Source organism: Myxococcus eversor (genome assembly GCF_010894455.1).
Lineage (GTDB): Bacteria > Myxococcota > Myxococcia > Myxococcales > Myxococcaceae > Myxococcus > Myxococcus eversor.
The window spans coordinates 280,551-292,008 of record NZ_JAAIXY010000015.1; the positions used below are offsets into that span (position 1 = coordinate 280,551).

Annotated in this window: 10 protein-coding genes; 7 read left to right on the forward strand and 3 right to left on the reverse strand. The window is 67.7% G+C overall.

The features are described from left to right. The first annotated feature begins 209 nt into the window (after positions 1 to 209). Complete coding sequence (locus tag G4D83_RS28720) at positions 210 to 1,394, forward strand: hypothetical protein (protein WP_163868039.1); 1,185 nt, start codon at positions 210 to 212, stop codon at positions 1,392 to 1,394. A 74-nt stretch (positions 1,395 to 1,468) separates the two neighbouring features. Here the strand turns inward: G4D83_RS28720 and G4D83_RS28725 are convergent, their stop codons facing one another. After that, positions 1,469 to 2,002, reverse strand: coding sequence for a PepSY-like domain-containing protein (locus G4D83_RS28725; protein ID WP_163868040.1), 534 nt, complete (start codon positions 2,000 to 2,002; stop codon positions 1,469 to 1,471). Between the two features lie 165 nt (positions 2,003 to 2,167). On the opposite strand from G4D83_RS28725, the gene G4D83_RS28730 reads away from it, so the two are divergent. Both G4D83_RS28730 and G4D83_RS28735 read left to right on the forward strand, forming a co-directional pair. After that, the gene (locus G4D83_RS28730; RefSeq protein WP_240356705.1) at positions 2,168 to 2,863 is read left to right on the forward strand and encodes a response regulator transcription factor; all 696 of its coding nucleotides are present in this window, start codon (positions 2,168 to 2,170) and stop codon (positions 2,861 to 2,863) included. Continuing rightward, the gene (locus G4D83_RS28735) at positions 2,860 to 4,305 is read left to right on the forward strand and encodes an ATP-binding protein (protein WP_163868041.1); all 1,446 of its coding nucleotides are present in this window, start codon (positions 2,860 to 2,862) and stop codon (positions 4,303 to 4,305) included. Before G4D83_RS28730 ends, G4D83_RS28735 begins: the two co-directional genes overlap by 4 nt. A 247-nt stretch (positions 4,306 to 4,552) precedes the next feature. Here G4D83_RS28735 and G4D83_RS28740 read toward each other — a convergent pair whose 3' ends face one another. Further along, complete coding sequence (locus G4D83_RS28740) at positions 4,553 to 5,974, reverse strand: vWA domain-containing protein (protein ID WP_163868042.1); 1,422 nt, start codon at positions 5,972 to 5,974, stop codon at positions 4,553 to 4,555. Between the two features lie 102 nt (positions 5,975 to 6,076). Then, the gene (gene cglC, locus G4D83_RS28745) at positions 6,077 to 6,577 is read right to left on the reverse strand and encodes an adventurous gliding motility lipoprotein CglC (protein ID WP_163868043.1); all 501 of its coding nucleotides are present in this window, start codon (positions 6,575 to 6,577) and stop codon (positions 6,077 to 6,079) included. A gap of 258 nt (positions 6,578 to 6,835) precedes the next feature. Between cglC and G4D83_RS28750 the strand changes: the two genes are divergently transcribed. The 4 genes from G4D83_RS28750 to G4D83_RS28765 all read left to right on the forward strand — a co-directional run. Further along, entirely contained in the window at positions 6,836 to 7,660 is an 825-nt protein-coding gene (locus G4D83_RS28750) for an outer membrane beta-barrel domain-containing protein (protein WP_163868044.1), read from the forward strand. Further along, entirely contained in the window at positions 7,657 to 8,442 is a 786-nt protein-coding gene (locus tag G4D83_RS28755; RefSeq protein WP_163868045.1) for an outer membrane beta-barrel domain-containing protein, read from the forward strand. Before G4D83_RS28750 ends, G4D83_RS28755 begins: the two co-directional genes overlap by 4 nt. A gap of 2 nt (positions 8,443 to 8,444) precedes the next feature. Continuing rightward, positions 8,445 to 10,487: an adventurous gliding motility protein GltC gene (gltC, locus tag G4D83_RS28760; protein WP_163868071.1), complete on the forward strand. Its 2,043-nt coding sequence runs from the start codon at positions 8,445 to 8,447 to the stop codon at positions 10,485 to 10,487. A 109-nt stretch (positions 10,488 to 10,596) separates the two neighbouring features. Next, positions 10,597 to 11,458, forward strand: an 862-nt coding sequence (locus G4D83_RS28765) for an MFS transporter (protein ID WP_163868046.1), incomplete at its 3' end; no start/stop codon positions are given.

Genomic DNA, 11,458 nt, shown 5'->3' on the forward strand with positions numbered 1-11,458 from the left:
CGCTTTCGTGCCTCCAGCCGAAGGCGGGAGGAACGCGGAGATAGGGCCGGGCGATTCCGACGGTCAACCTGGAAGTCACCCCGCGCGCCCGCGTGCCCGGCTGGCTACTTGCAATTCAGTTATGTCAGATTATTCCGATGCAAATCCCCATCCATCGTGTCGTTGTTCATCGAGCGTTCGTTCTCGGACTTCTCTGTGTCCTGGGAGGCATGGGTTGTCAGGCCTTGGGCGACGACACCGAACCGCCCGCGCACGCGGAGGGCGCGGTGCTGTCGGTGGGCTCGCCCCTCGACACATCCTCTGTGTTCACGAGCTTCCATGGGGTGGTCTTCAGCGCGAGCGGCCCCATCCCGGGGATGCACTGCGTCGCCATCTCCGTGCCCGAGGACCCGTATGGCTGGAGCAACAATTACCTGTGCTCGCCGACGGACCTTGGCTTCGTCTGGCACGATGGCTCGACGGGCGTCCCCAGGCCCGAGATGCGTTGCACCATCGTCAACGAGCGCCGGGAGCGCTTCGCGAGCCGGTGGGACGAGAAATTCCTGTGCATCCCCCACGACTCGCCGCTCACCATCACCTGGTCCAGTGAGGGACCTCTGCTGGGCAAGGAGTGCGTCAACTTCAAGGAGCCCGAGGACCCTCATGGGTGGGAGTACAACTATCTCTGCCTGGAAGCGCCCCTGGTGATGTCCTTCAGCGCGTCGGGCCCCATCGCCGGGATGAGCTGCACGCTGATGAACGAGCTGGCCGACCTCGCGGGCGGGTGGGGGGACAACTACCTCTGCACCAACAAGGACATCGGCCTGCGCTGGAGCATGAGCGGGCCGATATCAGGCCTGCGCTGCACCCAGATTCACGAGACCACGGAGCCGGCGGCGAACGCGTGGCACGACAACTACCTGTGCGTGCCCCCGGAGGCGGAGGCGATGTTCATCTATTCAGAAGCGGGTCCGCTCCCGGGCCGGCTCTGCACCCAGTTGCTGGAGGCGGAAGACCCCTACACCTGGGACGACAACTACCTCTGCTACCACGAGGTGCCGGTGGGGCTTCAGTTCTCCTCCGCCGGGGCCATCCCAGGGAAGGCGTGTACGGCCCTCCTGGAGCCGTCGGATACGGCGGGCACGTGGAACGACAACTTCCTGTGCGCCAACCGCGACGTCGGCCTGCGCTGGAGCCTGAGCGGGCCGATCTCCGGCATGCGCTGCACCCGCATCTACATGCCCTCGGAGCCCGCGTCGACAGGGTGGGATGACAACTACCTCTGCGTGCCGCCGACCTCCGCCCTGAGGTTCATCTGGTCGCCGATGGGCCGCTACGCCAACATGATCTCCGTGCCCTTCGCGGAGCCGTCGGATCAACACGCGTACTGGATGGATTCGTACCTCTGCTACTAGCCGTCCCCTGAAGCGAAGCCCCCCGCTTCCGCCCGGCGCTGTCGAGCACCGGGCGGGAGCAGGAGTGGGTGGAGCTAGTCGGCCTCGTCCTCGTGCCCGTTGTCCTTCCCGTCGTGGTGCGCCGAGCCCTCGTCGGCCTCCTCCGCGTGGCTCTCGAGCAGCTTGCCCTGGCCATCGAACACGAGCTCCGACGTGGTGCCGTTCTGCTCGACGATGACCTCGTAGCGGACGGTGCCGTTCTTCGTCTCCTTCTCCGCCGTCTTGATGTTCGCGGAGCCGAAGGAGGACGCCGCGAGTCCGGCCTTCACGTTCGCCGGAAGAGCGTTGGCGTCAAGCGTCTGCTCCTCGGTGAGGAGGGTGCCGTCCTCCGCCAGGTTCACCTCGAGCTTGCCGGTGCTGGAGGTGAGGTCCACCTCGTAGACGGTCTTCCCCTTCTTCGTCTCCTTCGTGAAGCGCTGGGCCTTCGCTTGCGGATACTTGGAGGCGAGCGCGTCCCGCACCGCCGGGGGCACCTGGGACTGCTGGAGTTCGACGTCCTTCGCCAAGGCGGGTCCGACGAGGCCCATCGTCATGAGGGCGCCCATCACCGCTGCTTTCCAGGTCTTCATGGATGTGTGCTCCTATCGTGGGGTGGACCATCCACCTCCGTGTCGCGGTGAAGGAGATAGTGAGCGTTCATGAGATGACCGTGAGAACGCGGGACGAGGGGAACGAACGGGCAGGGCGGCGGTCGGCCATCCGCTCCATTTCCAGGGACTGAAAGGCGCGCCCTCGTGGCGTGTTCATTCCAGACGATGCGTGTCCTGGTGATTGAAGACTTCGCGCCGCTCGCGCGCGCCACCGTTCAGGGACTGAAGGAGTCGGGCTACGCCGTGGACCTCGCGCAAGACGGCGAGGAGGGCTTGGCGTCCGCGCAGGCGTGCTCCTACGACGTCATCCTCCTGGACATCATGCTGCCCAAGCTGGACGGGCTGTCGCTGCTCCAGCAGTTGCGCAAGCAGAAGCATCCGGCCGCCGTGCTCCTGCTGACCGCTCGCGACACGGTGACGGACCGCGTGAAGGGGTTGGACCACGGCGCGGACGACTATCTCGTCAAACCCTTCGCCTTCGAGGAGCTGCTCGCGAGGGTCCGCGCGCTGGTGCGGCGGCGCTACGGCCAGCGGGACGGCGTGCTCCAGATAGAAGACCTGGAGGTCGACCCCGTGTCGCGGACGGTGAAGCGCGCGGGGCACCTCATCCCGTTGTCCGCGCGTGAGTACGCTGTGCTCGAGTACCTCTGCGCGCGCAAGGGCCACGTGGTGACGCGGATGGAGATCTGGGACCACGTCTACGACTTCGCGACCGAGCCCTCCAGCAACGTCATCGATGTCTACATCGGGTACCTGCGCAAGAAGATCGACGCCGAGCATGAGACCAAGCTCATCCAGACGCGCCGAGGGCAGGGCTATGTGCTGGGAGCGCCCGAATGACGCGGGGGTCCTCCCTCCAGCGGCGGCTCACCGTGGCGACGGCTGGAGTCCTCGGCGTCGCCCTGTGCGGCTTCTCGCTGCTGCTGCACACCGCCTTCACGCGCGCGTTGTCCCGACAGTTCGACGACACGCTGGTGGCGGAGGCGCGTGGAATCGCGAGCCTCATCGAGCTGTCGGACGAGGGGACCTGGGAGGTCGAGACGTCGGCGCTGACGCAGTTGACGCGAGGCCGAGGGTCCACCTGGTTCGAGGTCCGCGCGCCCGATGGCTCCCTCATCACGCGCTCACCCGGGCTCGATGACGGCGTGTTCCCTCGCGGGGCTCGGGATGCGAGCCCGGGCAGGCGTTCGCTCATCCTTCCCGATGGGGAGCGTGGACGGCTGCTCGAGTTGTTTGTTCCCGTGAGAGGCGAGGACGGGCACGAGGTGGGTGTGTCCGTCGCGGTGGCGAAGGAGACCGAGGACCTCGACGAGGTCTCCTCGTTGCTCTGGGGCGTGCTCGCGCTCTCGGGCGTGACGACGCTCGTGCTGGCCACGCTGGTGGGAGTCGTGGCCACCCGGCGGGGGCTGCGTCCGCTCGGAGCCCTCGCGTCCCGGGTGGAGGAGATTGACGGTGCCCGGCTGGATTTGCGGTTGCCGGAGGAGGGCGTTCCCGAAGAGGTGCGCCCGGTGGTGTCCCGGCTGAACGGACTGCTTGCGCGACTGGAGTCCGCCTTCGAGCGGGAGCGTCAGTTCAGCGCGGATGTGAGCCACGAGCTGCGGACTCCCCTCGCGGGCTTGAGAGCCATCCTGGAGGTCTCCGCGATGCGCGAGCGTCCCGCCGCGGAACATCGCGTGGCGCTCGCCGAAGCGCTCGGCGTCGTCGCGCAGATGCACGGGTTGGTGGAGCGGTTGCTGCTGCTCGCGCGACTGGAGGCGCGGCAAGTCCCGGTGGAGACCGAGGTCATCGCGCTGAAGGACCTCGTCGACACATGCTTCGCCCCGGTGTCCGCGCGCGCGAGTGAGCGAGGCCTCCACTTCGAGAACCGCGTGGCGGAGACGGCCGTCGTGAAGTCGGACCGCGAGAAGCTCCGCCTCATTCTGGGAAACCTGCTCGGCAACGCGGTGGAGTACACGGAGCAGGGAGGCTCCATCCAGGTGTCGAGCGACCTCTCACGAGGTCTGTTGCTCGACGTCGAGGACAGCGGTCCCCTCATTCCAGAGGCCGCGCTGGAGCGCGTCTTCGAGCGGTTCTACCGCGCGGATGTCTCGCGCACCGGAACCGCCGAGCACAGTGGAGTCGGCCTCGCCCTCACGCGCTCGCTCTGCGGCGTGCTCGGGGCCCGGGTCCATGCGGAGAATCGCGCTGGAGGCCGGGTGGCGTTCGTCGTCAGCGTAGCGAGCACCTCCGTACTGCTCCGCACCTCGGAGCCCGTGGATGGACCGCGCGCCCCGATGAAATGACCCCCCGCCTCCGTCCGGCTCCGCGCTGTTCCATCCCACGAAGCCGGGGGCGGCGCCGACGGACCCGAGCCTCCCGGCGAAATGCCCCCGCCTCCGTCTGGCACCGCGCTGCTCCATCCCACGAAGCCAGGGGGGCGGCGCCGACAGGCAGAGCCTCCCGGCGAAATGAAACGCCCCGCCTCCGTCCGGCGCCTTGGAGCACCGTGCGGAAGCGGGGTGGTGTGTCGAGCCCGCGTGGGCCTCGAGGTCAGTAGGTCGAGCCCACCTTGCCGAAGCCGCGCAGGGCCTTCACCTTGGACTTCTTCGCGGCCGAGCGGACCTCTTCGTCACTGCCAGCGCTCTCGTACTCGTCCAGCGTGGCCTGCTGCTCGGCCAGGTCGGAGGCCACCGCCGCCGGGCTCGCCACCGCGCTCGCCTCGTTGAACATCACCTGGTTCTGCTGGATGTAGCCCTTGGCCTCCTCGCGACGACCCTCGCTCAGGGCCTCGGCGGCCTTCTTGAGATTCACCGCGCTGCGCGCCCGCACCGCGTACACCGTGGCTTCCTTGTCCTGCTTCGCGACAATCTCCTCCTGCCGGTCCGTCACCACCGCGGACAGCGCGGCGCCGTTCTCCACGCCCACGTTGCGGATGAGGTCGGTGTAGTTGAGCGTCAGGTCCGTCACCCGCACCGTCTGGCCCACCGTTTCGCCCGTCGTCGACAGGCGCACCACGACGCGCTCCAACTGGCCGGCGGAGAAGTTCGGCAGCGACACCATCACCTGGTTGCCGGACTGCCGCGCGTTGTAACCCAGCACCTCGCCCAGCACCGTGCCCGTGGGCAGCGTGAAGGTCAGCGTCACGTCCCGCGCCACCGTGGTGGAGGCCTGCTGGAGGTCCTTCTGGAAGAGCGCGGCCAGCTGGCCCGCGTCCTCGAGGTAGCCGTAGGCACCCGCGCCGTACTCGGCGAAGCCCTGCATCAGGTCCTCGTTGAAGTCGGTGCCCACGCCGATGGCGCTCACCGTGATTCCCGTGGCGCGCAGCTCGCGCACCTGCCGCGTCAGGCCCTCGTCGTCGGTGGTGCCCTCGGTGGGCTGCCCGTCGCTCAAGAGGATGAGCCGGTTGACGCCGAAGCCCTCCTGCGCGGTGGACAGCTGGTAGCGGCCCGCGGACAGTCCCGCGGAGATGTTGGTGCCGCCGTCATCCCAGATGCCGTCCACGTACTGGAGCATCCGCTCGCGCTGCGCGGCCGTGGCCTGCGCCGACGGCAGGCTCTTCACGTCCGAGCCGTAGTGGACGATGGCCAGCCGGTCCTCGTCCCGCAGCAGCCCCACCAGGTGCCGCGCGGCCTGCTTCGCCTGCGCCAGCTTGTAGCCGCTCATCGAACCCGAGCGGTCGATGACCAGCGCCAGGTTCACCGGGCGGCGCTTGGACCCGGGGACTTCAGCGCCCATCAGGTCCACCGTCGCGAAGACCTCCGAGCTGCCCGCGGGCACATACGGATGCGACAGGCGGCTCGTCATCGTCAGCGAGCCAGGCGTGCCTTGCACGGGGAGGCGAGGCGTCGGAGGCGGCGTCTTCACCTCGACGACGGGATCCGTCCTCGGGCGGGTCACCTGGGGCAGGCCCAACACCAGGGCGGTGAGGGCCAGGCCACCGGCCAGGGACAGGAAGAGGACCGTTCGATTCATGAGGCAGGGCTCCTTGCGCGGACGACGCGGGCCCTGCCTTTACGAATCAACCCGGGGAAAAGGTCTACCCCCCGCGCACGAAAGTGTCACCCATCCCGCGCGTCAGATGTTCCCGGCGCAGAAGAAGGGCGAGTTGTTCTCGCCGAAGGTCCGTCGGTAGAAGCCCTCATCCGCGGAACGCAGCGCGTCGAGCGTGTCCTGGTCCAGCAGCAGCGAGCGGCAGGTCATCCGGCCCGGGAGGTTCGGCTCCACGTCGGACGTGTCCTTCACCTCGCACGCGTTGGAGCCCTCGACGCAGGGCTTGCTGCAGTAGCCCATCGCCGCCGCCGTCAGGTCCACCTCGCCCTCCGGAGTGCGCGCGCGGGGGTAGTCCTGATCCCGCACACAGATGAGGTCCTCGCACTCCAGCGAGCCGAAGGAGATGAAGTCCTGGCGGTCCGCCACTTCGCTCTCCAGCACGGGCATGGTCTTGGTCGGCGAGTTCTCCTCGGGCAGCGCCTTCCGGACCAGGGTGCACGGCTTGCCAATCTCGCTGCTGACCTTGCATCCCCCGAGCAACAGCGCGGTGGACACGAGGAAGGCGGCTCGCACGGACATCTTCATGAGACCTCGACAAAGGGGGAGGGGGCACGGGGGGGCCCGCGACCAGCCCTTCCAGGGTAGCACAGCACCTGGGGCTGCCAACGCTCGCGCGGCGCGGTGTCCAGTCTAGAATTGTGCAGAAATACCGGAGAGATACAGAGTAGACAGGCACTCGCGGGCGGTTGCCGCTCGGGAATACGACCGATAGGATGGCGAAGCGAAGAGTCGCGCTGAACCCCCGGTGGAGTCATTCCCCCCCTCCCCCACGGAGCCCCCGGTTTGAATCGCCACACGTTGCTGCTCGCGCTGTGCCTGGTGCCCGCCCTGGCACCCGCGCAGAGCCAGGAGGGCATGGGACTCGACCTCACGGAAGAGACCCAGCCCAAGTCCGAAGAATCACCCACGCCGCCGCCGGCGGAGGAGGCCGCGCCCGCGAGCACAGCCACCCGACCCGTCGAAGAGGAGGCTCCACCTCCCGAGGCCCTGCCGCCGCTGACCGACATCACCCAGGAGGACCGGGTGAAGAGCGTCCAGCGCAAGGTGTACCGGAAGCAGGGACGGTTCGAGCTGACGCCGCTCATCAGCGTCTCCGTCAATGATCCGTTCTACTCCAAGGTCGGTGCGTCCCTTCGTGGCGCGTACTACCTGGCGGACACGCTGGCCATCTCCGCGCGCGGCTCGCTGATGCAGGTGGTGCCGTCCGACGACGTGCGCACCGCCAAGCGCACCTTCAACAGCAAGATCTACAACTCGGTGCCCGAGTGGTCCGCCATGGGCGACGTGGAGTGGAGCCCGCTGTACGGCAAGGTGGCCTTCCTCAACTCCATCCTGCACTTCGACGGCTATCTGCTGGCGGGCGCGGGCGTGGTGAAGACGGAGACCTCGTCCCTGCCGGGCCGTGGACTCAACCCCGCCGCGGACCTGGGCCTGGGCATGCGCTTCGTGGCGCAGGACTTCATCGCGGTGAACGTGGCGCTCATCAACACCTCCTATGTGGATCAGCCCCTGGGCAGCGCCAAGGGGGCCATCCAGAACGTCATGACCCTCAACGCCGGCATCTCGCTGTTCCTGCCCTTCCGTTCGACGGGGAGGGACGCGGAATGAAGCCCGTCTTCCGTTGGCTGTTGACCCTCTGTCTCGTCATGCCCGTGCTGGCGAGCGCGCAGACCACCACCTCCGAGGAGGAGGAGGCCGGCGACGTCTCCGAGGTGGACAAGGACCGGCTCGGCCCCCTGCGCGAGCGCGTGCGGCCCGTGTCCGGCCACGTGTTCCTGAAGAAGGGGCGCTTCGAGTTCAGCCCGTCCGCGACGCTGTCGCTGCGCGACGCCTTCTTCACCAAGTACATCTTCGGCGGCGTGCTCACCTACCACCCCGTGGAGACGCTCGGCGTCAGCCTGCGGGTGGGCTACGCGCTCAACTCGGTGTCGGGCGCGGCGCAGATCTGCACCTTCTCCGACGGCACGGACGGCTCCACGCGCGGCTGCTCCTCTCCCACCAAGGCGGAGCTGGACGGGCGGGCTCCCGGCCAGCTCAAGCTCATGGGCGGCGCGGACCTCCAGTGGGCGCCCATCTACGGCAAGCTGTCGCTGCTGGCGGAGAAGTTCGTCCACTTCGACCTGTACGGCGTGGTCGGCGCTTCCGTCATCCAGTACCGGGGACCGGACCTGGATGACACCACGGGCCTGTTGGCCAAGGACTACATGACCCCCGGCGGCAACGTGGGTGTGGGCCTTCGCTTCTTCTTCAACCGCTGGGTGACGCTGCGCACGGAGGTGCGCGACCTCATCTACGTGGAGAAGGGCCGCACCGACAACTACCTGCGCAACCAGCTGCTGTTCGAGCTGGGCGTGTCCTTCTTCTTCCCGTCGTCCAACCCCGAGTCATGATGATGCTGCGCTCCTTCAGGCTCATCCGCTTCGCCGTCCTCGGGCTCGCGCTCGTGTGGACGGCCCCTTCGTTCGCCCAGAACTTCGAGGGACTGGACCTGGGTGGTCAGTCCAAGTCCAAGAAGAAGAAGAAGGGCGCTTCGTCCGCCAAGTCCTCCAAGAAGAAGAAGCCGACGCGCGGCGCGAAGGGCAAGACGACCCCCGCGCCCGTGGAGGAGGACGGCCCGGATGAATCGGCCCTCACTCCCGCTCCCACGGGGACCGCTCCATCCGCCGTGACGGGCCCCGCGCCCACCGAGGCGACGCCCGCTCCGGCCCCCACGCCCACGCCGCCCCCGGCTCCCGCGAGCAACGGTGGCTTCGGGCTGGACCTCACGCAGGAGGCGCCCAAGACGCCCGCGCCCACCATGTCCTTCGACGCGGTGGACGTGTCCGGCAAGACGGCGGACCGCCAGCGGCTGGACATCACCGTCAGCCTCTTCAAGAACGACGAGTACGAGAAGGCCGCCATGTCGGCGCACGAACTGATCGCGGACCCGAAGCTCGCGGGCCTGCACACCGAAGCGCGCTACGTGCTGGCCAAGTCGCTCTACCGCATGGGCATGTACCACTCGTCCCTGGGTGAGTTCTCCAAGCTGCTCGCGCTGGGGCCCTCCACCAAGTTCTTCAAGACCAGCCTGGAGTGGCTGTTCTTCATCAGCCGCAAGACGAAGAACGAGACGGTCATCCTCGACGAGATTGCCCGTCACGCGAACCAGGAGTTCCCGGAGAAGTACCGCAACGAGTTCCGCTACCTGCTGGCGCGCTACCACTTCGTGCGCGGTCGCGCGTTGGACCAGGTCGGCCAGAACGCGGACGCGGACAAGAGCTTCGCGGAAGTGCAGCGGCTGACGCTGCTGATTCCCAAGACGGACACGTTCTACCCGCGCGCGCGGTACCTGGACGGCCTCGCCTCGTTCCGCAACGGCAGCCGTCAGAAGGACGCGGCGGCCAAGCGCGGCGCCGGGGAGATGCTGGCGTCGGTGGAGGCGATGAAGGAAGTGGTGCGCCTCACCCGTCCCATGGCTGGCAAGTCCGCCGACCAGGCGAAGGCGGACAAGTCCCTGCGCGAGCTGGCGTTCATGCAGCTGGCCCGGACGCACTACGGCATGCAGCAGAACCGCTTCGCGCTGTTCTACCTGGGCAAGGTGGAGCGCGGGAACACGCAGTGGCTGGAGTCGCTCTTCGAGGCGAGCTGGGCCAACTACCGCGTGGGCCAGTTCGAGCAGGCGCTGGGCAACCTCATCACGCTCTCGTCGCCCTTCTTCCGCGAGGAGTACTTCCCGGAGGCGCTCATCCTCAAGGCGGTCATCTATTACGAGAACTGCCGCTACCGCGAATCCAACATCATCCTCCAGGACTTCGAGCGCACGTACCTGCCGGTGCATGACCAGCTTGAGTCGCTGGTGAAGAAGAACATGGAGGCCGGCGAGTACTACACGGTGCTCGCGGAGGTGCAGAAGAAGAACAAGGACGGCCTGGAGAAGAACGAGACGGACATCATCCTGGAGCGCATCCTGCGCCTGGCCCTCACGGACCAGGACCTGCGCAAGACGAACGACTCCATCCTCGAGTTGGAAGGGGAGATGGATGCGTTCGCCAGCCGCGGTGACACCTTCAAGTACTCGGAGCTCTCCAAGAGCCTCTTGGAGGAGCTGAAGGTCCACCGCACCGAGCTCATCTCCAAGGCGGGCATCATGGCCAAGGGCAAGCTGGAGACGGAGCTCGTCGCGCTCAAGCAGCTCTTGGCCAACGGCCTGCGCATCAAGTTCGAGACGACCACGAAGGAGAAGGAGTTCCTCGAGGACCAGCTCAAGGCGGGCGGGCGCACGTCCATCGTCAAGAAGTACAAGTTCTCGGTGGCGGTGCCGGATGACGAGCTCTACTGGCCGTACGAGGGTGAGTACTGGCGTGACGAGCTGGGCACGTACCAGTACACCTTGACGAAGGGCTGCATCGACCGCGACACGGCGAACCGGAACGTGCAGTCCGCCGAGGCGATGTAGTCGGGAGCGTCAAATCGTCGCGGGGCGCGGAGTTGCCGCGCCTTTCAAACCGCCGGGGCGCTATCTTCCGCGCTCCGGCGGTTTTTCATTTCCAGCAAGGGAGCTACGGGTGAGCCGGACGGCGTCACTGCGCGTCGTCTTCGGAATCGTGTCCCTGGACCTCATCGGGTTCGGCATCCTGATTCCGCAGCTGGGCGTGTACGGAGTGAAGTTCGGTGCCTCGCCCTTCACGGTGGGGCTGCTCATCTCCGTCTATTCGCTGATGCAGCTGGTGGCGGCGCCGGTGCTCGGTCGGCTGAGTGACAGATACGGCCGCAGGCCGGTGCTGTTGCTCAGTCAGGTGGGCTCGCTTCTGGGCTACCTGCTCTTCGCCCTGGCGGACTCGCTGCCGCTGCTCTTCCTGGCGCGCGTCATCGACGGCATCTCCGGCGGCAACATCGCCACCGCGCAGGCCGTCGTGGCGGACATCACCCGGCCGGAGGAGCGCGCGCGGGGCATGGGCGTCATCGGCGCGGCCTTCGGGCTGGGCTTCGTGTTGGGGCCCGCGCTGGGCGGCTTCCTGGGCGCGTGGGGCGGCAACCTGGCCATCGGCCTGTTCGCCGCGGGGCTGGTGGCCGTCAACCTGGCCTGCACCTGGTTCTTCCTCCCGGAGTCGCGGGTGGAGGGAGGGCCGGAGGGGCATGTGCGCACGCTGAAGGGCGCGGTCCAGGCGCTGCGGCTGCCCGTCGTCGCGCGCTGCCTGGTGCTGATGCTGCTGTTCACCACCGCGTTCTCACAGATGGAGGGGACGTTCTCCGTCTACCTGCTGACGCGCTTCCTCTCCCTGGGCCCGGTGACGCTGGAAGGGGGGCTGTTCCTGCACCCGGTGGTGACGGACGCGGCGGTGCTGCGCGAGGCGAGCCTTCGCGCGGGCTGGCTCTTCGCCGTGGTGGGTGTGCTGAGCGCGCTGGTGCAGGGTGGGGTGGTGCGCC